Origin of the sequence: Bacillus sp. ATD (assembly GCF_050585765.1) — a bacterium.
In the GTDB taxonomy this organism is placed as follows: Bacteria; Bacillota; Bacilli; order Bacillales; family Bacillaceae; genus Bacillus; species Bacillus stercoris.
Genome location: NZ_JBOBQH010000001.1, coordinates 222,516 through 246,977, shown reverse-complemented (window position 1 = coordinate 246,977; position 24,462 = coordinate 222,516). Strand labels below are relative to the sequence as shown.

The 24,462-nt window shown below is 44.7% G+C and carries 29 protein-coding genes; 8 read left to right on the top strand and 21 right to left on the bottom strand.

The features are described 5' to 3' along the window. The first annotated feature begins 38 nt into the window (after window positions 1-38). The 3 genes from amtB to bcrC all read left to right on the top strand — a co-directional run bounded on the left by amtB (window position 39) and on the right by bcrC (window position 2,364). Window positions 39-1,253, top strand: a complete 1,215-nt coding sequence (amtB, locus tag ACQXR1_RS01280) for an ammonium transporter AmtB (protein WP_014665677.1) — start codon at window positions 39-41, stop codon at window positions 1,251-1,253. An 11-nt stretch (window positions 1,254-1,264) separates the two neighbouring features. Then, a complete protein-coding gene (locus tag ACQXR1_RS01275; RefSeq protein WP_014665678.1) occupies window positions 1,265-1,615 on the top strand; it encodes a P-II family nitrogen regulator in 351 nt (116 codons plus the stop codon). Window positions 1,616-1,782: 167 nt separating this feature from the next. Continuing rightward, on the top strand, window positions 1,783-2,364 hold the full coding sequence (bcrC, locus tag ACQXR1_RS01270) for an undecaprenyl-diphosphate phosphatase BcrC (RefSeq protein ID WP_069838542.1): 582 nt from the start codon (window positions 1,783-1,785) through the stop codon (window positions 2,362-2,364). Between the two features lie 39 nt (window positions 2,365-2,403). Here the strand turns inward: bcrC and ACQXR1_RS01265 are convergent, their stop codons facing one another. Beyond that, window positions 2,404-2,826, bottom strand: a complete 423-nt coding sequence (locus ACQXR1_RS01265; protein ID WP_069838541.1) for a VanZ family protein — start codon at window positions 2,824-2,826, stop codon at window positions 2,404-2,406. A gap of 109 nt (window positions 2,827-2,935) precedes the next feature. Then, window positions 2,936-3,808 carry a stage II sporulation protein spoIIQ gene (gene spoIIQ / locus ACQXR1_RS01260; RefSeq protein WP_014481160.1) on the bottom strand — a complete coding sequence of 291 codons (873 nt, stop codon included), beginning with the start codon at window positions 3,806-3,808 and terminating at the stop codon, window positions 2,936-2,938. Between the two features lie 142 nt (window positions 3,809-3,950). Between spoIIQ and ACQXR1_RS01255 the strand changes: the two genes are divergently transcribed. From ACQXR1_RS01255 to ACQXR1_RS01245, 3 genes are all read left to right on the top strand, one after another. After that, window positions 3,951-4,442, top strand: coding sequence for a GNAT family N-acetyltransferase (locus tag ACQXR1_RS01255; protein ID WP_080488051.1), 492 nt, complete (start codon window positions 3,951-3,953; stop codon window positions 4,440-4,442). Next, window positions 4,439-4,957: a DUF5362 family protein gene (locus ACQXR1_RS01250; protein ID WP_430771586.1), complete on the top strand. Its 519-nt coding sequence runs from the start codon at window positions 4,439-4,441 to the stop codon at window positions 4,955-4,957. Before ACQXR1_RS01255 ends, ACQXR1_RS01250 begins: the two co-directional genes overlap by 4 nt. Before the next feature lie 206 nt (window positions 4,958-5,163). Next, window positions 5,164-6,951, top strand: coding sequence for an N-acetylneuraminate synthase family protein (locus ACQXR1_RS01245; protein ID WP_430771585.1), 1,788 nt, complete (start codon window positions 5,164-5,166; stop codon window positions 6,949-6,951). 77 nt (window positions 6,952-7,028) lie between these two features. Here ACQXR1_RS01245 and ACQXR1_RS01240 read toward each other — a convergent pair whose 3' ends face one another. Beyond that, entirely contained in the window at window positions 7,029-7,466 is a 438-nt protein-coding gene (locus ACQXR1_RS01240) for a DUF5392 family protein (protein WP_014665686.1), read from the bottom strand. A 242-nt stretch (window positions 7,467-7,708) separates the two neighbouring features. Here ACQXR1_RS01240 and cls point away from each other — a divergent pair, with 242 nt between their 5' ends. Then, entirely contained in the window at window positions 7,709-9,157 is a 1,449-nt protein-coding gene (gene cls, locus ACQXR1_RS01235) for a cardiolipin synthase (protein WP_095432220.1), read from the top strand. A gap of 22 nt (window positions 9,158-9,179) precedes the next feature. Here the strand turns inward: cls and mta are convergent, their stop codons facing one another. Beyond that, a complete protein-coding gene (mta, locus tag ACQXR1_RS01230; protein WP_430771584.1) occupies window positions 9,180-9,953 on the bottom strand; it encodes a transcriptional activator Mta in 774 nt (257 codons plus the stop codon). A gap of 144 nt (window positions 9,954-10,097) precedes the next feature. Here mta and ACQXR1_RS01225 point away from each other — a divergent pair, with 144 nt between their 5' ends. Next, window positions 10,098-10,481 (top strand): DUF5362 family protein, encoded by a 384-nt coding sequence (locus ACQXR1_RS01225; protein ID WP_040081566.1) that lies wholly within the window; start codon window positions 10,098-10,100, stop codon window positions 10,479-10,481. Window positions 10,482-10,515: 34 nt separating this feature from the next. Here ACQXR1_RS01225 and ACQXR1_RS01220 read toward each other — a convergent pair whose 3' ends face one another. The 17 genes from ACQXR1_RS01220 to ACQXR1_RS01140 form a co-directional block, all read right to left on the bottom strand. After that, the gene (locus ACQXR1_RS01220) at window positions 10,516-11,157 is read right to left on the bottom strand and encodes an NAD(P)-dependent oxidoreductase (protein ID WP_430771583.1); all 642 of its coding nucleotides are present in this window, start codon (window positions 11,155-11,157) and stop codon (window positions 10,516-10,518) included. Between the two features lie 67 nt (window positions 11,158-11,224). Then, complete coding sequence (locus ACQXR1_RS01215) at window positions 11,225-11,626, bottom strand: Rrf2 family transcriptional regulator (RefSeq protein ID WP_014665691.1); 402 nt, start codon at window positions 11,624-11,626, stop codon at window positions 11,225-11,227. A 134-nt stretch (window positions 11,627-11,760) separates the two neighbouring features. Next, window positions 11,761-13,470, bottom strand: a complete 1,710-nt coding sequence (gene ureC / locus ACQXR1_RS01210; RefSeq protein ID WP_014665692.1) for an urease subunit alpha — start codon at window positions 13,468-13,470, stop codon at window positions 11,761-11,763. Beyond that, window positions 13,467-13,841: an urease subunit beta gene (gene ureB, locus ACQXR1_RS01205; RefSeq protein WP_040081563.1), complete on the bottom strand. Its 375-nt coding sequence runs from the start codon at window positions 13,839-13,841 to the stop codon at window positions 13,467-13,469. Before ureB ends, ureC begins: the two co-directional genes overlap by 4 nt. Further along, the gene (ureA, locus tag ACQXR1_RS01200) at window positions 13,838-14,155 is read right to left on the bottom strand and encodes an urease subunit gamma (protein WP_003227724.1); all 318 of its coding nucleotides are present in this window, start codon (window positions 14,153-14,155) and stop codon (window positions 13,838-13,840) included. The genes ureB and ureA overlap by 4 nt, the downstream gene beginning before the upstream one ends. A 99-nt stretch (window positions 14,156-14,254) precedes the next feature. After that, entirely contained in the window at window positions 14,255-14,956 is a 702-nt protein-coding gene (gene urtE, locus ACQXR1_RS01195; protein WP_014665694.1) for an urea ABC transporter ATP-binding subunit UrtE, read from the bottom strand. After that, window positions 14,953-15,702 (bottom strand): urea ABC transporter ATP-binding protein UrtD, encoded by a 750-nt coding sequence (gene urtD / locus ACQXR1_RS01190; protein ID WP_430771582.1) that lies wholly within the window; start codon window positions 15,700-15,702, stop codon window positions 14,953-14,955. Before urtD ends, urtE begins: the two co-directional genes overlap by 4 nt. Next, window positions 15,677-16,747, bottom strand: coding sequence for an urea ABC transporter permease subunit UrtC (gene urtC / locus ACQXR1_RS01185; RefSeq protein ID WP_041055814.1), 1,071 nt, complete (start codon window positions 16,745-16,747; stop codon window positions 15,677-15,679). The genes urtD and urtC overlap by 26 nt, the downstream gene beginning before the upstream one ends. Before the next feature lie 11 nt (window positions 16,748-16,758). Further along, window positions 16,759-17,661: an urea ABC transporter permease subunit UrtB gene (urtB, locus tag ACQXR1_RS01180; RefSeq protein ID WP_430771581.1), complete on the bottom strand. Its 903-nt coding sequence runs from the start codon at window positions 17,659-17,661 to the stop codon at window positions 16,759-16,761. Window positions 17,662-17,693: 32 nt separating this feature from the next. Then, window positions 17,694-18,950: an urea ABC transporter substrate-binding protein gene (gene urtA / locus ACQXR1_RS01175; RefSeq protein ID WP_430771580.1), complete on the bottom strand. Its 1,257-nt coding sequence runs from the start codon at window positions 18,948-18,950 to the stop codon at window positions 17,694-17,696. Between the two features lie 205 nt (window positions 18,951-19,155). Next, complete coding sequence (locus ACQXR1_RS01170; RefSeq protein ID WP_014665700.1) at window positions 19,156-19,344, bottom strand: CsbD family protein; 189 nt, start codon at window positions 19,342-19,344, stop codon at window positions 19,156-19,158. Between the two features lie 72 nt (window positions 19,345-19,416). After that, on the bottom strand, window positions 19,417-19,896 hold the full coding sequence (locus tag ACQXR1_RS01165; protein ID WP_014665701.1) for a hypothetical protein: 480 nt from the start codon (window positions 19,894-19,896) through the stop codon (window positions 19,417-19,419). A gap of 162 nt (window positions 19,897-20,058) precedes the next feature. Further along, window positions 20,059-21,192 (bottom strand): response regulator aspartate phosphatase RapB, encoded by a 1,134-nt coding sequence (gene rapB / locus ACQXR1_RS01160; protein WP_103031154.1) that lies wholly within the window; start codon window positions 21,190-21,192, stop codon window positions 20,059-20,061. 191 nt (window positions 21,193-21,383) lie between these two features. Then, window positions 21,384-22,409 (bottom strand): GTP 3',8-cyclase MoaA, encoded by a 1,026-nt coding sequence (gene moaA / locus ACQXR1_RS01155; RefSeq protein WP_430771579.1) that lies wholly within the window; start codon window positions 22,407-22,409, stop codon window positions 21,384-21,386. Window positions 22,410-22,424: 15 nt separating this feature from the next. Next, window positions 22,425-23,213 carry a formate dehydrogenase accessory sulfurtransferase FdhD gene (fdhD, locus tag ACQXR1_RS01150; RefSeq protein ID WP_014665706.1) on the bottom strand — a complete coding sequence of 263 codons (789 nt, stop codon included), beginning with the start codon at window positions 23,211-23,213 and terminating at the stop codon, window positions 22,425-22,427. Between the two features lie 102 nt (window positions 23,214-23,315). Continuing rightward, window positions 23,316-23,477 carry a hypothetical protein gene (locus tag ACQXR1_RS01145; RefSeq protein ID WP_014665707.1) on the bottom strand — a complete coding sequence of 54 codons (162 nt, stop codon included), beginning with the start codon at window positions 23,475-23,477 and terminating at the stop codon, window positions 23,316-23,318. 94 nt (window positions 23,478-23,571) lie between these two features. Continuing rightward, the gene (locus tag ACQXR1_RS01140) at window positions 23,572-24,249 is read right to left on the bottom strand and encodes a vWA domain-containing protein (protein WP_306646987.1); all 678 of its coding nucleotides are present in this window, start codon (window positions 24,247-24,249) and stop codon (window positions 23,572-23,574) included. Window positions 24,250-24,462 lie beyond the last annotated feature (213 nt).

Here is a 24,462-nt window from a genome sequence, read left to right as displayed (position 1 = left end):
AATTGCTTTTTATTCTGAAAGATACGGAGGAATGAGACATGCAAATGGGCGATACAGTTTTTATGTTCTTTTGCGCTTTACTCGTGTGGCTGATGACCCCGGGATTAGCGTTATTTTATGGAGGGATGGTAAAAAGCAAAAATGTGCTGAGCACTGCCATGCACAGTTTCTCTTCCATTGCCATCGTTTCCATCGTTTGGGTGCTGTTCGGATATACACTTGCCTTCGCACCAGGCAATTCCATTATTGGCGGACTGGAGTGGGCAGGCCTCAAAGGGGTCGGATTTGATCCGGGAGATTACAGCGATACCATTCCCCACTCGTTATTCATGATGTTCCAAATGACGTTCGCTGTCCTGACTACAGCGATTATTTCCGGGGCTTTCGCAGAGCGGATGCGATTCGGCGCTTTTCTTTTATTCTCGGTTTTATGGTCCTCCTTGGTTTACACACCCGTAGCGCATTGGGTATGGGGCGGCGGCTGGATCGGCCAGCTTGGGGCGCTCGATTTCGCCGGCGGCAATGTTGTTCATATTTCCTCCGGTGTGGCAGGACTTGTTCTTGCTATTGTGCTTGGCAAACGGAAAGATGGCACAGCGTCTTCTCCGCATAACCTTATTTACACCTTCTTAGGAGGAGCCTTGATTTGGTTCGGCTGGTTCGGCTTTAACGTCGGCAGCGCTTTGACCTTAGATGGCGTGGCCATGTATGCCTTCATCAACACAAACACCGCGGCAGCAGCCGGGATTGCCGGCTGGATCTTAGTCGAGTGGATCATTAATAAAAAACCGACAATGCTCGGAGCGGTATCCGGCGCGATTGCCGGGCTTGTCGCCATTACGCCGGCAGCTGGATTTGTCACACCGTTTTCTTCCATTATTATTGGCATCATCGGCGGGGCCGTCTGTTTCTGGGGTGTATTCTCGCTGAAAAAGAAATTCGGATACGATGACGCGCTTGACGCCTTTGGCCTGCATGGGATCGGCGGGACATGGGGCGGAATCGCGACAGGATTATTCGCCACAACCTCTGTTAACTCAGCGGGAGCAAATGGGTTATTCTACGGTGACGCAAGCTTAATCTGGAAACAAATTCTCGCGATAGCCGCCACTTATGTTTTTGTATTTATTGTCACTTTCGTTATTATTAAATTTGTAAGCCTCTTCCTTCCCCTTCGTGCAACCGAAGAAGAAGAATCACTTGGGCTTGACTTAACGATGCACGGGGAAAAAGCATATCAAGATTCTATGTGAGGAGTGACGTTATGAGCGGTCAAATGTTCAAGGTAGAGATTGTAACGCGTCCGGCAAATTTTGAAAAGCTGAAGCAGGAACTCGGAAAAATCGGTGTCACCTCTCTCACCTTCTCCAATGTTCACGGCTGCGGCCTTCAAAAAGCACATACGGAGCTCTATCGAGGGGTAAAAATAGAAAGCAATGTATACGAGCGTCTAAAAATTGAAATCGTGGTCAGCAAGGTGCCTGTTGATCAAGTGACTGAGATCGCTAAAAGGGTGCTGAAAACAGGATCGCCGGGTGACGGTAAAATATTTGTCTATGAAATCAGCAATACGATCAACATCCGCACAGGCGAAGAAGGACCTGAAGCACTTTAATGGTTTAGAAGAGATCCGAAATTCCGGGTCTCTTTTTTTGCCCCCCATAAACACCGCTCCCTCTTCGAATTCTCTTCAAGCGTCATTCTTTCTGACAAACTCTTTTTTGATTTGAAACTTTTTATGAGTATAATGAGTCTATTATTAAAAATGTAAAAGGTGATTATTTGAACTACGAAATTTTTAAAGCCATCCATGGTCTATCTCATCACAATTCCGTTCTCGATTCTATTATGGTCTTCATCACGGAATATGCCATTGTCGCCTATGCCCTTATCCTATTGGCGATCTGGCTGTTCGGGAACACACAAAGCAGAAAAAATGTACTTTACGCAGGCATCACAGGAATTGCAGGTCTTGTGATCAACTATTTGATTACACTTGTTTATTTCGAACCGCGCCCGTTCGTTGCGCATACTGTGCATACATTGATACCGCATGCTGCGGATGCTTCATTTCCAAGTGACCACACGACAGGTGCATTAGCGATTTCTATTGCGATGCTTTTCAGAAACCGCAAAATCGGCTGGCCGCTTGTCATTTTCGGGCTTTTGACAGGCTTTTCGAGAATTTGGGTGGGACATCACTATCCGGTAGATGTATTAGGCAGCCTCGTTGTCGGCATCATTATCGGGTTCCTATTCTTTAGATTTTCAGAACTGCTTCGCCCATTCGTCGATTTGGTCGTGAGGATCTATGAAGCCATGATCAATAAACTGACGAAAAAACCAACCGATCAAAATTTCTAAAAAGACAAAAGCTGGCGTCTTTAACCAAGACAGCCGGCTTTAATATTTTTCATACATCTCTTGTTTTCTCCGCTTCGCCAACACATATAATCCATAAAACAATCCAATTCCAACAGCATCGATGAGCACATCTCGAATGCACCCGTTCCTGCTGAAGAAAAGCTGGAGAACTTCTGTGAAAAAAGCAAACGCGAATGAGCCGGCTGCAGCTGATCTTATGCTGCCCCACTGTTTCCACAGCAAATAAGTCAGCACAAAGAAGGAAAACGCGTGCCCGATTTTTTGAATACACGCTTCAGGTACAGTAAGCTCAGTAAAATCCATAACGAAAAATTGAGACAGATCAGGGTGCGGCTGAAAATGAAAAGCCACCGTTTGCGATACGACCATGCCGCTGAAGCTTTCCGTACAAACAGAAAGCAGGATAAAAAAGATCCAGCCTGCAAGCAATAGGCGGTTCATGACATAACCTCCTTTATAGACTACGTGCCTATGTGTAACTACATAGACGATTAAATAAAGCAGAAAGTAACAAAAAAAACGCCCATCACACGGATAGACGTTTTCTAGATTAAGACTGTTCAGTGTCTTCTGTTGTGCTGCTTTCTTTAGAACCAGATTTGTCAGTTGAATCGTCCTTTTTCTCACCGGACTTTTCTTCTGTTCCTTTTTCAGTTGATCCGTCCTTTTTTTCGGAAGATTGCTGAATGGATTCTTCTGTTTCTTGTGTGGCAGCTTTTTCTTCAGCGGCTGCTGCTTTTTCAATAGAAGAAACCGGCTTGTCCATAAAGTTTAACGGATTCATTGCGACTCCATCTTTACGGATTTCAAAGTGCACGTGGTTTCCGCTGTCTTCACTGTAAAGGTTCTTGCCAGATTTTCCGATCACTTGGTTTTGTTTTACTTTGTCACCTTGCTCAACACTTACTTCAGAAAGGGATTGATACACAGTCGACAAACCGTCGGCATGTTCAACTTCCACAACATATCCCAGCACTGGATCTTTTTCAGCTTTGACAACCGTACCGCTCAGAGAAGCAGAAACATCGAAATCTTTTCCGTCTTTCTCAGCTAAGTCAATTCCTTTGCTTAGGCTGTACGTGTTATTATAGGTAACGAGTGCTGCTTCTTTCTCTTCTTTTGCGGCATCGGTTTCATAGAACTTTTTCACAACAGAAACGTTTTCAGAATCAACAACCGGCATTGCGACATTTTCCATTGACTTTCCTACTTCAACTGCATCGTCGTTGTTGTCATATGCAGAGTTTCCGCCGTTATCAGCTAACTGATCCTTTACCTCATCATTTGATACTGATTGATACCAAAGGACAGCTGTTAAAATGACGGCCGCACTGACTAAGTAAATTGCAGGGAACACCCAGCGTTTACGAAAAAACTGCTGAAGTTTTTTGACTTGAGAAGTTTTCTTTTCTTCCTCTCTCATTGTTTCATCACCTCAGCAACATTCTGAACACTTTTCTGAAAATATATACACCTATCCAAAAAAACTTTTTTTAGATGTAGTTTGCGCAGACTAATACGAAAATATGTCATTTTTTTGAGAGGAGTGCCAAATACGCATGAACATGACATTGCGTCTTGCTGAACATAAAGATCTGGAGGCTGTTGTTGCGATTTATAATTCAACGATCGCTTCTCGAATGGTAACAGCTGATACCGAACCGGTAACTCCTGAAGATCGGATGGAATGGTTTTTGGGACATACAGAGTCACGTCCGCTCTATGTTGCCGAGGACGAAAACGGAAACGTCGCTGCCTGGATCAGTTTTGAAACATTTTATGGAAGGCCGGCCTATAATAAAACTGCGGAGGTCAGCATATACATTGACGAAGCATGCCGCGGCAAAGGTGTTGGATCATTTTTGCTTCAGGAAGCGCTCCGCATTGCGCCGGATCTTGGCATCCGCTCACTTATGGCCTTCATTTTCGGACATAATAAACCAAGCCTGAAGCTGTTTGAGAAGCACGGGTTTGCAGAATGGGGACTATTCCCCGGCATTGCCGAAATGGACGGGAAAAGATACGATTTAAAAATTTTAGGGAGAGAGCTGTCATGATTAGTTTGGATAAAGGTGAAAACGAAATGGAAAATCATAATGAAGAAAACAGCCCCGTTGAGCAGGAGACTGCGCCTGCGGAAAATGAGAGCCGCCAGCTGAGCGCCTCTGCTGTCAAGTCGCTATCCACCATTGCCAAGTGGGGCAAAATTTCCGGCATCTTGTTCATTATTATGGGATCGCTTGTTACTCTGTCTGCTTTAATGACAGTGATTGGCGCCATTCCGGGCGTACTGCTCATTATTTCAGGCGTATTTTTAATGCGCTCGGCCAAAGCAGCCGCTGAAGCCGAAGGAAATCTAGCCGGCAGCGCTGGCGAAAGCATGCTTGAAAATTACGCGACATTTATTAAAATGCAGCTGTTTTACGCAGCATCCAGTATCGTCACCTGCCTGATCGGAATCATTGTAGTCATTTTCGTGCTGGTGATAATCGGCATTGCTGCTTTTGAAAATACCCCTTCGTATGATGATCCGGATTCTTACTATTATGAGGACGATCCGGTGTTTGAATAATGATGAAACAGGACAGGGCATGAGTTCCGGATCAAACGGAACCATGCCTTTTTATTTGTCGATTTTCCGCAAAATTGCCAATCAAAGCAGGCTGGCGTAAACACCAAGTCTTGAAGCAAGCATACAATCTATTAAAATGACTCGGTCTTTCAACTCGAAAGCGGCATCAGCAGGTTTGTGTCAATAAACATAAAGGAGTGGGACATTTGGAAAATAACAGCCCTTCGGAAAAAGTAAAAGTGATAGCTGAAATCGCAAACGCCCATCAAGGAAAAGAGGAGAACCTCAGAGCACTCATCAAGGCTGCAGCTGAAAGCGGAGCAGATGGTGTGAAATTTCAGTGGTTCAAATATGACTGTATTGCAACACCTTGTTTTTTTGCTTACGAGTCGTATATCGAGCTGTTTTTGAATGAAGACGTATGGAAAAATTGTGTCGCATATGGAAAAAGGCTTGGATTAGAAATATGGGTGGATATTTTCGATTCATGGGGAGCAGAGCTTTTTAAGCACCTGCAGCGTGACATTGATGGCATTAAGCTTCCAACAACCATCCTTCAATCCACGGAGATCATGAAAACGATAGGTATGACTGAGAAGCCTGTGCTCATCGGAGTTGGGGGATGGTATGAAGAAGAGATCGATCAGTTGATGCCGCTTGTAAAACAACATATGGACAATCAGCTCATACTCATGCACGGATTCCAAGGATATCCGACAACATTAGAGGATATTAACCTAAAACGGGTTCAATATCTAAAAGAAAGATACCAGGTTCAAATTGGATTTGCAGATCACATTGACGCAGATCATCCGCTTGCAGCCGACCTTCCTGTCTATGCGTTTTTCTCAGGGGCCTCTGTTATTGAAAAACATATAACCCTAAACCGGTCAGCTAAAGGGTTTGATTATTATTCTTCACTAGAGCCAAACGAATTCAAACTAATGACGGAAAAGCTCAAGCAGGCCCAAATTGCAGCGGGGTCAACTGAAGTAAATGAATCTGAAAGAAAGTATTTGCATGATTCCACATTACGTGTGATTGCCAATCGGGATATAAAAAAAGGAGAAATAATAACACTGGAAAAAACGAGTTACAAAAGATGCGGAAATGAGAATGCACTGATGCCTTTACAAGCCGAAGACACTTTCCCTCAAGTCGCAACTGCTGATTTAGCGTTAAACCAGCCAATTACACCCAACGATATTAAACATCCAAGAATTACGATTGCGGTAATATGCCGGTTAAAATCGACCCGTTTGCCAAAAAAAGCACTGCTCCCGATTTATGGAATTCCATCTGTCGAGCGCTGTTTAATCAATTGTCTGGCTGTCCCTTCTGTTGACGAAGTTGTGTTGGCAACGTCTAATCTTCCTGATGACGATCCACTTGAAGCTTTTACTCTAAATGAAAAGGTCAGAATCGTAAGAGGCTCCCCCGAAAATGTGGCAGAAAGAATGCTTGAAGCCGCGGCGTTAACAAAAGCCGATATCATTATCCGGGTGACCGGCGATTGTCCAGCGGTTTCACCTGAAGTGCTTCAATATTTAATTGAACAACACTTGCAAAAAGGAGCAGATTATACACAGGAACTTTCAAGTTCAGCAGGAATTTCCGGGAATATTATTACAGTTGAAGCTCTTCAGCGGCTTGTGCAGCAGCCAAAACCGTTAACCCATACAGAATATCTTTCCTTTTATTTTGTAAACAATCCTTCCCTATTTAACATCAATCAAGTAAGCCTGCCGAAAGAACTCCATTATCCATCTTGGCGTTTAACCCTAGATGAACCTAAAGACTTAGAATTGTTCGAACAAATATACCAAAATCTGGATGTTAAAAACGAACCGCTCTATTTCAGCCGAATAAGAGATTATTTAACAGAAAACCGGCACATTTCAAAGATAAATCAAGATGTGTCGACCAAATGGATCGATCAGGCATCACTGGTAGAGGAAATCAATAAAGCAACGCTGTTACCCAAAAATAAATAACAACTCTTGTCCGTATTCCAAGTCATACAAAAAACACACCCGGATGTCTGGAAAATCCAACAATCCGGGTGCAGCTTTTATTCATACATTTTCTTGCGTCTGTCTTCCTCAGTCAAAAATTCAACAAAACTCCGCATCGCAAACGGTTCTTCCTTTATCTGTCGTGCGTAGGAGTTTTTCCGTTCTTCTGAAAGGATGTCGCTCTTTTTGATCCTGTTCAGCATATAGATGTGAACCGTTTTTTGAATTTGTTTGTGCTGATAGCCTGCCTCTTTAAAAAACGCCAGCCCGAGCGCCGCCAAAAGAGCGAATATGCCCGCACTGATCAGGGATCCCCTGTCAGCTGAAGCGTGAAATAGAAAAGCAGCTAAATTAAAGAGAGAGAATGCAGCAAGCGGAATAGCAAGAAAACGGTAAATGACGGTTTTTTTCATGAAAGGCTGTACAGCCTTTTGAATTTTTTGCATTTCTGTTTTGATGAACCCCGGCATTTGTTCGACTCTGTAAAAGTTCATGTAATCCTCCCCCTTTATTTGATGTTTCAAGCTTCACGAACGTTATCATATGTGTTTATTTTAACGCAGGTGCAAGCCGGTTTTAAAGAAATCTGCCCGTATTTTTCACGAAGAATCTGGATCGCCGCTCTTTATTCTTTTAAAATGTGAGTGTTATAATTTGTAATGGGAATCAGATCACTGTTATTCATGGAATACTAATGGCAATCTTCTTGATAAATATGAATGAGCGGGGTTACAAAGTGAGTATTTCTTCCATCCTTTTATCACTTTTTTTCATTTTAAATATTCTTTTGGCCATCATTGTCATCTTCAAAGAACGGCGCGATGCCAGCGCATCTTGGGCGTGGCTGCTTGTTCTTTTCTTTATTCCCGTTTTAGGCTTTATTTTATACCTATTATTCGGCCATAATCTTAGACGCAAGCATTTGTTTCAATGGGAAGACCGAAAAAAGATTGGAATCGAAAGGCTGCTGAAGCATCAGCTTGAAGATTTAGAAACCAAGCAATTCCAGTTCAACAACCGGGCAACCTTTGATAACAAGGATTTAATTTATATGCTGATCATGAATAACCATGCTGTGTTTACAGAGGATAATTCAGTTGACGTCATTACAGACGGACGGGATAAATTTCAGCGGCTGCTGAATGACATTTCAAAGGCTAAGGATCATATCCACTTACAGTATTATATTTATAAAGGTGATGAATTAGGCAAAAAATTGCGGGACGCTCTCATCCAAAAAGCGAAAGAAGGTGTTCAGGTCAGAGTGCTTTATGATGAACTCGGGTCCAGAACGCTGAGAAAAAAGTTTTTTAAAGAGCTTCGCGAGGCTGGTGGGCATGTGGAGGTCTTTTTTCCTTCAAAGCTCAGGCCGATTAACCTGCGGCTGAATTACCGGAACCATCGAAAGCTTGTGATCATAGACGGCATGACCGGTTATGTCGGTGGTTTTAATGTCGGAGATGAGTATCTGGGGCTTAATCCGAAATTCGGTTATTGGCGGGATACGCATATCAGGCTGCAAGGGACGGCCGTGCACGCCATCCAAACACGGTTCATCCTTGACTGGAACCAAGCTTCACATCACCATACGCTGACATATATTCCGAATCACTTTCCTGATTACGGCCCAAAAGGCAACGTCGGGATGCAGATTGTCACAAGCGGCCCTGATTCGGAATGGGAACAAATTAAAAATGGCTACATCAAAATGATATCGAACGCCAAGCGTTCCATTTTGATTCAAACGCCTTATTTTATCCCGGACGCAAGCCTGCTGGATGCTTTGAGGATCGCGTGCCTATCGGGTGTTGACGTCAATATTATGATCCCGAACAAGCCTGATCATGCCTTCGTATACTGGGCCACGCTTTCATACATCGGCGATCTGCTGAAGGCCGGAGCGACTGTCTATATTTATGATAACGGCTTTATTCACGCGAAAACAATCGTGGTGGATGACGAAATCGCTTCAGTCGGCACAGCGAACATTGATGTCCGAAGCTTCAGGCTGAATTTTGAGGTTAATGCATTTATTTACGATATCACCATTGCTAAAAAACTGGTTTCAACTTTTAAAGAAGATTTGCTAGTATCCAGAAAATTCACCTATGAGGAGTACCTGCAGCGCCCGTTGTGGATTCGAATAAAAGAATCCGTCTCGCGGCTGTTGTCGCCGATCTTATAAGATGCGCCAAAAAAACCGGCCTTTACGGCCGGGTTTTTTCTTGATGGTTACAGTAAATAATGATCGCCTCACGCAAAAAAGCGGCAAGACCTTCTCCATATTGATTGATCGAATCAGTAAATCGCTCGTCAGTGATATACACTTCTCCAAGTCCCCTGAAAATGTCGAGTGTGCAATCGTAATGATATTGGCAAATATGATCGCGAAATGCCCCCACTGCGGCCTGAACCTCTGCATCATCGGGCCCATGTTTCATTCGTGCCGCAATTCGTCTGTAAATCGAATCGAATTCAGACATGATCGAGCGCCAATCATCTGCCGAGTAAGAAGACGTCCTTTTCTCTGTTTCTTCTGCGATTTCCTTTCCATACAGCTTTCTGACTTCATCAGCGTATGTCTGCTGGTGCTCTTCAATGTCTTTCATGCTTAATCCGGCAAATAAATCCCGCTTATTCATCGTTTCCCCTCCATCAACGGACAAAAGCGTCCTGTCTATTGTTTGAATCATTTCTTCCATTCTTTGTTTTTTCTTCATCAATATTTCCTTTTGCGACTGAAGCGCCGCTTTCCGGTCAAAATTCGGATGATCCAGCATCTCTTTAATTTCATCCAGACGAAACCCAATTTCCTTGAAAAATAAAATCTGCTGCAGTCGTTCCAGATCTGCGTCACTGTACAATCGATACCCAGCATCAGTAAGCGCTGAAGGAATCAGAAGCTCAATATGGTCATAGTGATGAAGCGTCCGAATGCTGACGCCCGATATTTCCGCCACTTGTTTGACTTGATATTTCATACATAACACCTCCTCTTTTTTATCGTAAACAATCACACAGCGTTAGGGTCAATCCCAAAAATGTTGTTTTCTATATACAAAACTTCTCACAAATAGTGTATAAAAGAAAAGTGAGTATTTTTTTGTAAAGGGGAGCTACTATACATGAATCCTGAAACAATGAACAAAACCCTCATCAGCATTTCAAAATGGGGAAAAGCTACAGGCATTTTATTTATTATTATGGGCGCAATTACCGCGCTTTCAGGCGCGTTCTTTTTTCTAATCGGTGCCGTGCCGGGCGTGCTTCAAATTATTTCCGGCATCTTTTTGATGAGGTCAGCTAGGGAAGCAGGCCAAATGGCTGAACACAATAGCGGACAGTCTGAAGACTTAATGCTGGAGAATTACGCGAAATTCGTAAAGATGCAAGGGATTTATTTGATCGTAAGCATTGCTGTATCCATTCTTGCGATCATCGCCTTCTTTATCTTTTTCATGCTTGGGATTGCTGACGGCATATTCAGCGATACGTACAGCACTTATTAATGAGAAAAACCCGGAGCTGGCTCCGGGTTTTTTATTATTCCGCTTCGCTTACTACTGTGAAGCGGTCATTTTTGTGTTCGGGATTTTCAAGCTCATCCAACACGGCAATCGCGTAATCTGCATAGCTGATATAGCTGTCGCCTTTGGCATTTACGATGACATTGTCTTTCCCTTTTTGGTAAGAGCCAGTCCGTTTTCCTGCCGGATCAAAAAATGCCGCAGGACTGAGGAATGTCCAGGAAATAGAGTCTGTCTGCTGCAAGTCTTTCAGATTCTCGCCTTGATTTGATGCAGTTGGCAAATATTCTTTCGGAAATTCCGGCGTATCCATTAAACGGGTTGTTTTGGCTTCATCAACAAACAGGCTTCCCGCTCCGCCAACAACAAGCAATCTTGTGTGCTTCGCGTCTTTTAAGATGCTGATGAGTGCTCTGCCTGCTTCTACATGAAGATGTTCCTGGCCAGGCGCTGCCCCAAAAGCATTTACGACCGCGTCAAAAGGCTTGATGTCTTCTGCAGTCAGTTCAAACACATCTTTCCCCAAAACCGCTACGTCCTGTTCCTGCACTTTTGAAGCATTTCGGACGATGGCAGTCACTTCATGGCCTCTTGTTTTCGCTTCTTTCAAAATCTCATTTCCTGCTTTTCCGCTTGCCCCGATAATTCCAATTTTCATTTTTCATTTCCTCCTTGTTTGTAACAATTTTAGTTACATGTTGGCGGTGAGAAGTCATCCCTTTTGTCTAAAAGAGATGATTCATAACATCTTTTAATGACTTGCTTGCCAGTTCATTTTCCATCGCTCTTTGGACACTTTCAAACGTTTCATCCAAGGCGTTCTGAATTTTTTTCCCTACCGGACATTTCGGGTTTGGGTTTTCATGAACCGCAAAGAGTTCTTCTTGCTTTTGGACAGCCCGGTACACTTCTAAAAGAGAAATATCCGCCGGATCTTTTCTGAGGCTTGCACCAGGCACACCTGCGCGTGAGGTGAGAATATCAGCTTTTTTCAGCAGGCTGATCATTCTTCGGACCACTACCGGATTCGTGTTGACACTGTCAGCAATGATTTCTGAAGATGTTTTTTCATCCATCGAGATGAGGGATAAAATATGAATGGCAACAGCAAGACGGCTGTTAATCATGTTTTTTCACCACCGTTGTAACTATAATAGTTACATTTAGTTCGTTTGTCAACATCTAATATACACTAAATACACGTGTTTTGTGCACCGTTTTTAGTCAATAGAACGGCCGGATGCACTCCGGCCGCGTCTTATCAGAATAAAAAATATCTTTGTCCAAGCGGAACATAATCGACAGGCTGGCAAGACAATTCCTCCCCATCAGCGAAGACCTGATAGGTTTTTGGATCAACCTCGATTTTCGGCAAAGCTGAGTTCAATTTCATATCCAGCTTGCTCAGCTTTCTGATATTTTTGACAGGAGAAATTCTTTTTTGCAACCCTAACCTTTCCGCCACACCCCGCTCTATGCTTGCCTGTGACATGAATGTAATCGAGGTTGAGTTGTTGGCTTTTCCGTAAGACGCATACATTTGGCGCATGAAAACCGGTTCAGGAGTCGGGATGGAAGCGTTTGGATCTCCCATTTGCGCACGTGCAATCATGCCGCCCTTTAAGACCAATTCCGGTTTTACACCGAAAAATACCGGGTCCCACAGAACGAGATCGGCAAGCTTCCCTTTCTCCACCGAGCCGACTTCATGGCTGAGCCCGTGCGTAATTGCCGGATTTATCGTGTATTTGGCAATGTACCGTTTTGCGCGCACATTGTCGTTCCCATTTTCGCCGGCAAGAGCGCCTCGCTGCTTTTTCATTTTATCGGCTACCTGCCACGTTCGGATGATCACTTCACCGACCCGTCCCATCGCTTGGGAATCCGATGATGTCATGCTGATCGCACCGATATCATGGAGAATATCCTCCGCGGCAATCGTCGCAGCCCTGATTCTGGAATGGCTGAACGCCACATCTTCAGGCACTTTCGCATCTAAATGGTGACAGACCATCATCATATCAAGATGCTCATCCATCGTATTAACGGTATAAGGAATGGTTGGCGTTGTAGATGACGGCAGAATGTTCGCGTAAGAGGCGAGCTTCATAATATCCGGGGCGTGGCCGCCGCCTGCACCTTCAATGTGATAGGTATGAATGACCCGGTCCCCAATCGCGTCGAGCGTGTTTTCCAAAAACCCCGCTTCGTTAATCGTATCTGTATGGATGGCAACTTGAATATCAGCCTCATCCACGACTTCCATACACGTTTTTATGGCGCTTGGCGTCGTGCCCCAGTCTTCATGAAGCTTAAGGCCGATGGCGCCGGCTTCCACCTGCTCGATCAGCGGCGCTTTATCGGATGCATTCCCTTTCCCTAAGAAACCGACATTGATTGGAAACGCTTCGGCCGCTTCCAGCATTCTCGCCATATACCATGCGCCGGATGTACAAGTGGTCGCTTTGCTGCCGGTTGCGGGTCCTGTTCCGCCTCCCAAAAGGGTCGTCACACCTGAAGAAAGCGCAACTTCCATCTGCTGTGGACAAATAAAATGAATGTGTGTGTCCACTCCCCCGGCTGTTAAAATTTTGCCTTCACCGGAAATCACCTCCGTACCCGCTCCGATGACCATATGCGGATCGACACCATCCATGATATCAGGATTTCCGCTTTTTCCGACGCCGACAATCCGGCCATCCTTCACACCGACATCAGCTTTGACAATGCCTGTGTAATCCAATAGCACGACGTTGGTGATAACCAAATCCAAAGCGCCGTCCTTCCCTGTAATTCTGCCGTTTTGGCCCATGCCATCGCGGATCGTTTTTCCGCCGCCAAAGATCATTTCTTCACCGTAGACTGTGAAATCCTTTTCGACTTCGATCCATAAATCCGTGTCGCCCAATCTGATTTTATCGCCCGTTGTCGGGCCAAACAGCTCCGCATATTCCTTCCGTGACATTTTCATCGGATTACACCCTCCATCCAGCCGGCTTGTTTTAAGTTGGCCAACGTTTTTTCTTTGCCGCGTTCATCGATAAACGTGTCAGCCATTCCGTTCAGGCCTCTAATTGTCTTGCGTCCCCCGATTTCCACAAGTGTGACCGTTTTCTGCTCTCCAGGCTCAAAACGGACCGACGTGCCCGATGGAACATCAAGGCGCATGCCGATCGCCAGCTCACGGTCAAATAATAAAGACCCGTTTGCTTCCGCAAAATGAAAATGCGAGCCGACTTGAATGGAGCGTGATCCGGTGTTTTTTACCGTAATCTCCCGTGTCTCACGGCCTTCATTAATCGTTATCGTTCCCTCAGCAATTTGAAATGCCCCCGGCTTCATGACTTCACCTCCGCAGAAATTGGCTGATGTACCGTAACAAGCTTTACTCCATCCGGGAATGTGGCCTCTACCTGAATGCTGTCCAGCATCTCAGGCACACCCTCCATCACATCTTTTTCCGTTAACACATGGCGGCCGGCTTCCATCAGCTCTGCTACTCCCTTCCCATCACGCGCGCCTTCCATAATAAAGCAGGTGATATAAGCGGCAGCCTCAGGATAGTTCAGCAGAACGCCCCGCGCCTTTCGCTGTTTGGCTAATTCCCCCGCTGCAAAAATGAGCAATTTTTCTTGTTCAACCGGTGTCAGTTTCATCTGTAATCCTCCTTCTTTTGTCATATAAAGCGGATGCGGTTACTACGAATTTTTGGAGCATGCAGGCGGGACATCACCTCCCTTTCTTCAAGTACCGGGTCATACGGTAAGATGCCTTTCAAAGCGGCGTGCCGTTTCTTCATCGGCCTTTCCATGGTCGACAACCGTTCCCCTGTCGATCACATAAAGGTAGTCAGCACATGTTAACGCGTTTTCCAGACTGTGCTCGACTAAAACAATGGAAATGTCTTTTTTTCTGGAAATTTCTACGATAACTTGTCTGATTAGTTCGATAATTGATGGCTGAATTCCTTCCATTGGTTCATCAAGTAAAATAATTTTTGGATTTCCCATCAGCGCTCTGGCAATTGCAAGCTGCTGCTGCTGGCCTCCGCTTAAATCGCCGCCTTTACGGTCAAGCATCTCCTTTAAAACAGGAAACCATTGAAAAATCTCTTCCTTGACCTGCCCCGTTCGCTCCTTCTTCGGAAGCGGCTCTTCCCCAAGCAGCAGGTTGTCACGAACGGTTAAGGAGGAAAAGATGTCTCTTCCCTGCGGAACGTACGCAATTCCCGTTCTTGCCCGTGTTTCCGCCTTTTCGTTTTGAACAAACGTTTGATTAAAACAAATATCCCCCTGTTTTGCCGGAAGCAGGCCTATGATTGTTTTCAGCAAGGTGGATTTGCCGACTCCGTTTCGGCCTAATACAGCGACAATCTGCCCCTCGCGAACCTCCATGCTGAGGCTGTGCAAAACCATCGATTGATCGTAACCGGACGTTACATTCCTGACGGCAATCATGACACACCGCTCCTTCCTAAATACACCTCTGCCACCTCTTCATTGCTTGTGATGTCATCCATCGACCCTTCACAAAGCACTTTGCCTTCATGCATGACCGTGACTTTTCTGGAAAACGAGCGCACAAAATCCATATCGTGCTCGACAATCAGAACAGAGCACGTTTTTGCAATTTTTTCAAGCAGGGCTCCGGTTTTTTCCCGCTCCTTTCCTGTCATGCCGGCAATCGGTTCATCCAGCAGCAAAAGCTTCGGCTCCATGGCGAGCTGCATGCCGATCTCAAGCCATTGCTTCTGTCCGTGTGACAGGCTGCCAGCTGTTAGATCCCATTTGTCATCTAACCCAATCAGCCGCAGGATGTCTATGATCCTGTCACTTTGCTCTTTTGTCATACGAGCTGTCAGCAGTGAAAGGATCGTTTTTTTCTGTTTCATGGCAAGTTCGAGGTTCTCAAACACAGTCAGCTGCATAAAAACACTCGGAGCCTGAAACTTTCTGGCGACCCCCAGTTTGGCGATCTGATATTCCCGCGCTTTTGTCAGTTCATTCGTTTCTTGAAATAGCACTTCGCCTGAATGCGGCTTCGTTTTTCCGCAAATGATGTCCAGCAAAGTCGTTTTTCCGGCGCCGTTCGGCCCAATTAAAAAATGGATATCACGTTCCTGCACGCTGATATCAGCGCCCTGCAAGGCCCAAAATCCGTCAAACTCAACCTTCACGTCACGGCAGGTAAGTATCGGTTTCATAAGTAGCCGCTCCTTTCTTTTTCGAGGAAGAAAGCTGGGTTCTAATCTTCTCGAACAGCCCGACAATCCCTTTTGGCATATAGAGCACCACAATGATAAACAGCGCGCCGAGGAAGTACAGCCAAATGTCAGGGTAATATTCGCTTAAATAGCTTTTCATGCAGTTCGTTAACAGCGCGCCAAGCACCGCCCCGAAAATGGAATGCCTGCCGCCGATTGCGACCCACAGCACCATTTCCACCGAAGGGATGATGCCCATCATTTCCGGCGAGATCATCCCATCCTGAAGCACAAACAGCATCCCGGCAATCCCCGCCATCGCAGCAGATACACAGTAAATAAACACTTTAAAAACGGTGGAGTGATATCCGAAAAAACGGACTCTGCTTTCTCCGTCACGCACCGCCTGCAATAGCCGCCCAAAACGGCTTCTCGTCAGAAACAAAGCAAACATGACAGAAACACCGAGGAAAAAGACTGTCGTAAAATACAAAATCTGCTTTATTGCAGGATCGGCCAGAGCATATTGAAAAACGGTAAAGAAATTCGTGAGGCCATTCGTGCCGCCGGTGATGTCCTGGCTGCCGATGAACAGTGTGACAACAACAACCACAACAGCCTGAGAGATCAACGAAAAATAAACACCCTTTATGTTGTTGCGGAAGGTAAAGTAACCGAGTAAAAAGGCCAAAAAAACAGGAACAATAACGGCTGCAGCAATCGCAGCAAAAGGATGCCTGAACATTGCCCATATCCACGGCAGTTCACTGACGCCGGTCCACTCCATAAAATCAGGAATGCCTGACGGTGAGGCTTCTATTTTTAAGTACATGGCCATACAGTAAGCGCCCAACCCGAAAAAGACGCCATGCCCCAAACTCAAAATGCCTGTATATCCCCAAATCAGGCAAATGCCGACCGCCACAATCGCGAAGCATAAAAACTTCGCCAACAGCCCTAATCGAAACTCCTGCAGAAAGAACGGAGCGGCGATAAAAAGGGCAAACATCACCAGATACGGACTGAATTGTGAAAACCGCTTCATCCGGTTCCCTCCTAATCAAGTAATCTCGTTCTGACACTCGCAAGACCTGAAGGCCGCCATTGCAGAAAGAGAATAATAAATGCAAACACGACTACCTTTGCAATCGTAGCGCTTGTGGAATACTCAACGAATGTGCTCAGCAAACCGATCGTCACCGCGCCGATAATGGTGCCTTTTAATTTTCCAATTCCGCCTAATATGACGATCATGAAGGCATCGACGAGGTATGAGGAACCGAGAGTAGGCCCGATCGAACCAAGCAATGTGAGTGAGCTCCCAGCGATACCGGCCAGTCCGCTTCCGAGCGCGAAAGCCAATGTATCTGTTTTTCTCACAGATACGCCGAGACACGATGCCATGCTCCGATTCAGCGTAACTGCCTGCATCCGCCGCCCCGCAGAGGTTTTAAATAAATAGAAACCGAGCAGTATCAGCGTAAAAAGAACGAGCGCCAAAATAAACAGCCTTTTATACGGAAAGGTAACCGAAAACAGCGTCACCCCTCCCGTCAGCCACTCAGGTGATTTGACGGCCACATTCGGCGCGCCAAAAATTGATCTTGCTGCCTGCTGCAGTATCAAGCTCACCCCCCACGTCGCCAAAAGGCTGTCGAGCGGACGGTCATATAATCGCCTGACAATCACTTTTTCAATGACAATCCCAATAAGCGCCGCAACCGCAAACGCCATGATGATCGCGATTAAAAAATAGTAAGAAAACAGAGAAGCCGGCAAATAACTTAAAAACAGCTGCTGAACGACATATGTCGTGTAGGCTCCTGCCATAATCAGCTCACCGTGCGCCATATTAATAATGTTCATCAAACCGAATGTAACGGCCAATCCAATCGCAATGAGAATTAAAATAGAACCGAGACTGATCCCGTTAAATAATTGAGTAACGACGACAGACATGCTCCGCCTCCTCCCCCGCAAACGGCTTTGATTTATTTAGATAACCCCTTTGCCCAGTCGTACGTTTTTAAATATGGATCAGGTTTTACCGGTTCACCTGAGTTCCATACTTCTTTAAACTGTCCATTCCCCGTGATTTGCCCGATTCTGACCGTTTTGTAGAGATGCTGTGTATCCCCGTCAATTTTCACTGTGCCGCCCGGGGCCTTGAATGAAATCCCGTCAGCCGCTTTCTTCACCTTATCGACATCAAAGGACTTGGCTTTTTCAACTGCCGCTGCCCAGAGATAGACCGCATTATAGCCGGCTTCAATCGGATCGCTCGTCACCCGGCTATCGCCGTTCATTTTTTTATAGTTCTTCACGAATGTTTGATTTTCGTTCGTATTGGTTGTCTGGAAGTAATTCCACACCGCATAATGTCCTTTTAGCACATCAGGACCGATCCCCCTAATTTCTTCCTCAGCGACACTTGCCGACATGACAGGCATATCATCAGCCGATATCCCCGCATCTTTCAGCTGTTTGAAAAACGCCACGTTGCTGTCGCCGTTTAATGTGTTAAAAATGACATCGGGTTGTTTTTCTTTGATTTTGCTGACGAGCGTACTGTAATTGGTGTGGCCTAGCGGCGTATACTCTTCACCGGCAATTTCTCCTCCGTCCGCTTTTACTTGTGCTTTAATGATTTTATTGGCTGTTCTCGGGAACACGTAATCTGATCCGATCAGAAAGAACTTTTTACCTTTATTTTTGAGCAGCCAATCGACAGCCGGCACAATTTGCTGATTCGTCGTTGCTCCGGTATAAAAAATATTAGGTGATGTCTCCATTCCTTCGTACTGCACCGGATAGAACAGCAGCCCATTGTTTTGCTCCACAACCGGAAGCATGGCTTTTCGGCTAGCAGATGTCCATCCGCCAAAAACAGCAGCCACTTTGTCTTGCTGAAGCAGCTTTCTCATTTTTTCCGCATATGTAGGCCAGTCTGAAGCGCCGTCTTCCACGACGGGTTCAAGCTTTTTACCGAGAACTCCGCCTTTTTGGTTGATTTCTTGAATCGCGATTAACTCTGCATCATGGACGGACACTTCGCTGATCGCCATTGTCCCGCTTAGTGAGTGAAGAATCCCGACCTTCACTGAATCCCCGCTTGTGTCGATATCAACTGTTTTTTTCGCACTTCCGCTGGCTTCTGACACTTTCTTCGGCGTAGCACACCCTGCCATCAACACCATGATCAGACACAACAGAAAAACAGCCTGTATTCCAACCCCTTTGTTTTTCATTCAGAACCTCCCTTTGTCATGTGATGTTACAAAAGTTAACAACTCATGTCATTATTATATAGAAGAGATTCATCAATTCAAATAATATTCTAAAAATTTAGATATTTTGACCAAATCGGCTGCTTTTTTTGTTATATTTATTCACATCAGAAAAAGTGAACAAAAAAAGACAAGAAACATATCGTTTCCTGCCTCTTCCGTATGATTAATCTTTATCTGAGAATTTATCCTTCGCTTCCCCGATATCCTTTTGGATTTCGCCTTTCGCCTTATCTTTTTTGCCTTCAGCCTTCATGTCCGTTCTGTCAGTCATATCTCCGGCTTTATCCTTCACTTCTCCTTTGGCTTTATTAAAGCCGCCTTTCATTTTGTCTTTTACACTATCGTTACCCATGTTGATTCTCTCCCCTCATTTATGTGTGTACTTGTTACCTTCCCGATCTGAGAGGCAATAAACATTCCAATGTTATTTATCGATTTCGTAGCGCTCTCCGTAACGGAGCACTTTGTATATCGCCAGCCCGTCTGATGACTTCTTCTCTGAATACCGAACCGGCAGAAGGGCAAAAAACACGTAATACGTAGAAAAATAGACAAACTGATAGAAAAACACATTCGGCTTTAATACACTGTGTATAATCAGCAGATTGACTGCAAAAATCGTAATCAGATTAAACAAGCAGCCTCCGGCATACACGAGTGCATTTGAGAATCGATTGTCAATCTTCAAATCCCCGTATCGGCAAAAAGAATCGATAAAATAAATCGTTCTGAACCGTATTGGCCCAATCTTAAGCAGTGTTTTTCCCATTCCAATATCCAATGAGCCTTTTCCGCCAAAAATAAAGGCCATAAAGCTGTGCCCCGAAACATGTATGATCTGTACAAGCGGCAGAACAATGAGGAAAGACCATAGAAACTTCACCATATCATTGAAACCAAACATCGAATTCCCCCTCAATCAATCATGTATATCTGCATCCCAAAACGGCTTTTGTACAAAAAACAGTGCTGTAGCGATTTTTCCTGTTCTCCCCGGAAATAAACGTTCCGATGCTCCCCTTTTTTTTGCATATAAAAAAACCATCTGCCGGCAGATGGTTTTGTTTCATACTTTATATAAACAATCGTTCCTTTGAATCATCTCTCTCATGCTGACCGCTTTTTCATAAAAATACACCGCTTCTTTATATTGCTCACGATGACTGAAATGGGAGGCAGCATCTAAAGCAAATTCTTCAATATATACGTACAGGCCTTTTTCTTCCATATAATCAAATACTTCTTGAATCATATCCAAATTGACAGATTCCACATATAAGGCCTGCAGAAATTTATATTTTGCCAGACTGAAGAAGTCGTTACGCTTTTTGGCGATGGCAATTCCCTTTTCATAGTAGTGCATGGCAGCCTCGGCATCTTGTTTTTTGAAAAGAACGCGGGTCAGGCTGAAGAGCGTTTTTGGAAGCTGTTCCAGCTGATAATCCTCGAAGACAGGAAGCGCTTTTTCAAAGTATTCGGCGGCTTGATCCAGCTCCCCCTTGTCATCATAGCAATTTCCGATATTATAAAGAGCTGATCCGATCAAACGGGGCTGTCCCTCCAATAAAGCAAGACGATATGCGTCATCCAAATGCTCAAGCGCTTTTTCATAATTTCTGTAGTCTATGTAATTTCCTGATATGACGAAATGGCATTGAATTCTTCTGACTCTGTAAAAATCATTAGCCTTATACGTCTCCAGCGCCTGTACGGCGTGATTCATGGAAAAGTGCGTCTGCTTCATAATATAAAAGACTTCCGCCACCTTAAAATGAAATTCCGCTCTTTCAATTTCATCTTCTACAAACGCAAGCATCTTCTCAGCTTTCCGGTAAAAGGATATAGCGGAGATGTAATTGTTCTGTTCAAATTCGTACATTCCTCTAAACAAGTGAAAATAATACTCAGATAATCCGGAGATGCTGTCCTGATTGCTTTCCAGCCTTTTGATCAATTCACGATATTGAAGCTGAGATTCCTCGTGCAGGTCGGGCTTTACATAATCCAGCATAATCTGGTGCCTGTAGCTGATCAGCTGATAATATAAGAGAAGCAGCTGATCCTCTTCCATCTGTTCTATGTCTTGATCAATTTCTTTCTTCAGCTTTACGGCATCAGCCACTTGAAATGCTAAAATGTGCTTATACCACTTATTGATTTTCACTCCTACTTGAGATGACGGGATCTCGTACGCGGCCATGCCCTCCAACCCTTTCTATTTTCTAATTGGTTATATTTTATCATAATGTATGGCTTTGGAATTAATTTTTCTTACAATGAATCCTTCTTTATGCCTATCCTTATATATTTCGGTTTTTATACGAATTTTTTGCACTCAGATTTTGATAAAAAAAGCTTACCGGACAGCGCCGATAAGCTTTTGACTTCATATTAACCGCCAATATAAGACATTTCCACTTTCTTTTTGCCTGATGCTTTTGATAGCGTACGATCGACTGAATACTGATCGATCCGGTTTTTCCAGACTGTGCCGATCATTTCTGACAGTTCGTCATCACTTAATTCCTGCCGAACCGGAGCTCTGAGGTCAAATCCGCTTGAAGCAAATAAACAGGTGAACAGCTCACCCCTCGCAGAAAGACGGGCCCTGTTGCAAGATCCGCAGAACGCATCAGATACAGATGAGATGACGCCGATTTCTCCGGAGCCGTCCAAGTAGCGGAATCTGGAAGCCACTTCGCCTGTATAATTAGGCGCTATCGGCTCAACCGGCATGTGTTCATTGATCAAATCTATGATTTCCGCCTTCGTCATAACGTCTTTCTTTTCCCATTGGTTGGTATTGCCTACGTCCATAAATTCAATGAATCTCAGGATATGGCCTTTTTCTTTAAAATAACGGGCCATTGGCAGTATATCTTTTTCATTGACGCCCTTTTGGACGACCATATTGATTTTAACACCGAGCCCCGCTTGCTTCGCCGCTTCAATGCCTTCCAGCACCTTGCTGACAGAAATGCCGCGCCCGTTTATCTTTTTAAAACGCTCATCCTCTAAAGAATCAAGGCTGATCGTAACCCGTTTCAGCCCGGCTTCCTTGAGTCTCTCCGCATAAACAGGCAGCAGTGAACCGTTTGTCGTCATCGCAATATCACGGACACCCGGAATGAGGGCCAGTTTTTTGATTAGTTCCGGCATATCCTTTCTCATGAGGGGCTCTCCGCCGGTCAAGCGGATTTTTTCAACGCCAAATCTTGTGACAAAAAGTGTCGCAAGCCGTTCCAGCTCCTCAAATGAAAGCAGCTCCTCTTTCTTTAAAAAAGGATAGTCCGGACCGAATAATTCGGCGGGCATACAGTACGTGCATCGGAAGTTGCAGCGGTCTGTAACAGAAATGCGAAGGTCTCTCAGCGGTCTGCTTCTCTTATCCAACATCTGACGCGACTCTGTAATCATAGCTACAGCCCCTTCCTACCCCCCGATTCTCTCAGGGTGTGTATATACATTAAATGATTCGTTTCTGACAAATCCGATCGCTGTGATATTCAATTCTTCCGCCATTTGAATCGCAAGCTCCGTCGGGGCCGATTTGGAAATGACAATCGACACGCCGATTTTTGCCGCCTTTAACAGAACTTCTGATGAGATTCTGCCGCTGAACACAATCAGTTTGTCACGGACGGACATCCCATTTAGAAGGCAATGTCCGTATAATTTATCAAGTGCGTTGTGCCGGCCGATATCTGTGCGCATCAACAGCAGTTTCTCTGTGTCGCATAGCGCCGCATTATGGACGCCTCCCGTCTCCTGAAACGTCCCGCTCCTTTGCTGCATGTCTTTCATAAGCGCCAGACATGCATCAGGCGATATCTTGATTTGGCTGACAGCCGTCTTGGCTGTTTTGACATCCTGCTGAAAATAAAAATGACGGCCCTTTCCGCAGCATGAGCCGATCACCCGTTTCGTATAATCCTTTTGATCCAATGTCTCAGGATGAACGAGGTCGACATAAACAAAACCGAGACTTTCATCTATTGTAAACCTTTTAATCTCTTTTTGAAATCGTATTACACCCTCTGATGCGAGAAATCCGATGACAAGCTCTTTGATATGCTCAGGCGTGCAAACGAGCGTCACAAATTCACTGCCATTCAGTATCACTGTCAAAGGGTATTCCGTCACCATCCGGTCTTTTATTTTGCTTATTTCCCCTTGTTCATAGCGCCATACATCCCTGACCGCAGTTGCTTTATCGTTCAATGTCTCTTCCCCTCCGCAATGTTCCTGCCTTTATATTTTTTCACACTCCTCGGATTTTGTCGAATTCTGAGACATAAAAAAGAGCCCTCTGTACAAAGGACTCTATGTTTGATTATGCTGATTCTTTCTCAGGACCGTAAACAGCACGATAGCTGCGATTAAGGTGAGAATGCTGACAAAAAAGAAGGCTGCCAGTTTTAGAAGAACACCAATCAGTATGAATGCCACGGTGGCTATAAGAAAAATCATTCCTAATAACTTCATATGTTCAACCCCTTTTAAGGGTATCATTCCCGCCCAAGCTGTTTTTAAACCAATAAAAAAAGGCGCCTGGGGGAGCGCCTGATCATTAGATTCCTTACTCAGTAAATTTTTGTGCTTCTTTTTCCCAAGCCTGTTCAAACTCATCCGCACTGTTCGCTGAAATGTATTCTCCGCCTCCAGCTACAGCCGCTTGTTTCATCTCTTCATTGCCTTTAACATCAAAGTTGAAGCCAATAATATTTACGATCGTGTCCACATTCGATGCACGAAGCTTTTCGATTTCCGCCGCAGGATCTCCGCCGCACGTTTCTTCACCGTCAGTGATTAAGTACACCACATTTTTTCCGTCAGCGTCAAAAGCTTCAAATTCTTTTCTTGTATCTGAAAGTGCTTTGGCAATCGGTGTCCAGCCAGTCGGCTTGATCTCACTCAATGAATTGTCAAACAGAGACCCTTCATATGGATGAAGGCCGTAAATGGTTTCCGTTGTGCTGCATGAGAGAGCTTTGCCGGACAATTTATTGTTTCCAGCATGTCCGAAAACGCGAAGCATAAGATTTGTATCCTTCGGAAGCAGCTCGGCAAAAGACTTTACTGATTTTTTGGCAATGTCTATTTTGCGCTCTCCCCCTGTTTTTTGAATCATGCTTCCGCTTCCATCAAACAAAACAGCTACATTTGTGTCAGTCTGTTTCTCAGCTGCAAAAGACGGGGAGGCAAAGGAGACAGTCAGCAATCCAATGATGCCGGCAGCCAGCAGTTTTTTTTTCATGTTTTTCTTCCTTTCTTTATCATATTTTCCAACTATAGTTGGATTCTTCTTTATGCTAGAATATGAAAATGCAAAAAGATATAGGGCAAGCTGCCTTTTGTGCTGCTTTCACTTTCTGTTCAAAATCACTTGAAATGCCGTTGATATGTAGCCTTTTTCGCCCAAAAAGCATATACAGATTGTGACATGATTCATTCTTTTTTCGCCTTGATC

Coding starts and splice junctions, on each gene's coding strand:
- amtB (WP_014665677.1), top strand. CDS start 39: ATGCAAATGGGCGATACAGTTTTTATGTTCTTTTGCGCTTTACTCGTG.
- ACQXR1_RS01275 (WP_014665678.1), top strand. CDS start 1,265: ATGAGCGGTCAAATGTTCAAGGTAGAGATTGTAACGCGTCCGGCAAAT.
- ACQXR1_RS01265 (WP_069838541.1), bottom strand. CDS start 2,826: ATGAACCGCCTATTGCTTGCAGGCTGGATCTTTTTTATCCTGCTTTCT.
- spoIIQ (WP_014481160.1), bottom strand. CDS start 3,808: ATGAGAGAGGAAGAAAAGAAAACTTCTCAAGTCAAAAAACTTCAGCAG.
- ACQXR1_RS01255 (WP_080488051.1), top strand. CDS start 3,951: ATGACATTGCGTCTTGCTGAACATAAAGATCTGGAGGCTGTTGTTGCG.
- ACQXR1_RS01250 (WP_430771586.1), top strand. CDS start 4,439: ATGATTAGTTTGGATAAAGGTGAAAACGAAATGGAAAATCATAATGAA.
- ACQXR1_RS01240 (WP_014665686.1), bottom strand. CDS start 7,466: ATGAACTTTTACAGAGTCGAACAAATGCCGGGGTTCATCAAAACAGAA.
- mta (WP_430771584.1), bottom strand. CDS start 9,953: ATGAAATATCAAGTCAAACAAGTGGCGGAAATATCGGGCGTCAGCATT.
- ACQXR1_RS01225 (WP_040081566.1), top strand. CDS start 10,098: ATGAATCCTGAAACAATGAACAAAACCCTCATCAGCATTTCAAAATGG.
- ACQXR1_RS01220 (WP_430771583.1), bottom strand. CDS start 11,157: ATGAAAATTGGAATTATCGGGGCAAGCGGAAAAGCAGGAAATGAGATT.
- ACQXR1_RS01215 (WP_014665691.1), bottom strand. CDS start 11,626: ATGATTAACAGCCGTCTTGCTGTTGCCATTCATATTTTATCCCTCATC.
- ureC (WP_014665692.1), bottom strand. CDS start 13,470: ATGAAAATGTCACGGAAGGAATATGCGGAGCTGTTTGGCCCGACAACG.
- ureB (WP_040081563.1), bottom strand. CDS start 13,841: ATGAAGCCGGGGGCATTTCAAATTGCTGAGGGAACGATAACGATTAAT.
- ureA (WP_003227724.1), bottom strand. CDS start 14,155: ATGAAACTGACACCGGTTGAACAAGAAAAATTGCTCATTTTTGCAGCG.
- urtE (WP_014665694.1), bottom strand. CDS start 14,956: ATGATTGCCGTCAGGAATGTAACGTCCGGTTACGATCAATCGATGGTT.
- urtD (WP_430771582.1), bottom strand. CDS start 15,702: ATGAAACCGATACTTACCTGCCGTGACGTGAAGGTTGAGTTTGACGGA.
- urtC (WP_041055814.1), bottom strand. CDS start 16,747: ATGAAGCGGTTTTCACAATTCAGTCCGTATCTGGTGATGTTTGCCCTT.
- urtB (WP_430771581.1), bottom strand. CDS start 17,661: ATGTCTGTCGTCGTTACTCAATTATTTAACGGGATCAGTCTCGGTTCT.
- urtA (WP_430771580.1), bottom strand. CDS start 18,950: ATGAAAAACAAAGGGGTTGGAATACAGGCTGTTTTTCTGTTGTGTCTG.
- ACQXR1_RS01170 (WP_014665700.1), bottom strand. CDS start 19,344: ATGGGTAACGATAGTGTAAAAGACAAAATGAAAGGCGGCTTTAATAAA.
- ACQXR1_RS01165 (WP_014665701.1), bottom strand. CDS start 19,896: ATGTTTGGTTTCAATGATATGGTGAAGTTTCTATGGTCTTTCCTCATT.
- rapB (WP_103031154.1), bottom strand. CDS start 21,192: ATGGCCGCGTACGAGATCCCGTCATCTCAAGTAGGAGTGAAAATCAAT.
- moaA (WP_430771579.1), bottom strand. CDS start 22,409: ATGATTACAGAGTCGCGTCAGATGTTGGATAAGAGAAGCAGACCGCTG.
- ACQXR1_RS01145 (WP_014665707.1), bottom strand. CDS start 23,477: ATGAAGTTATTAGGAATGATTTTTCTTATAGCCACCGTGGCATTCATA.
- ACQXR1_RS01140 (WP_306646987.1), bottom strand. CDS start 24,249: ATGAAAAAAAAACTGCTGGCTGCCGGCATCATTGGATTGCTGACTGTC.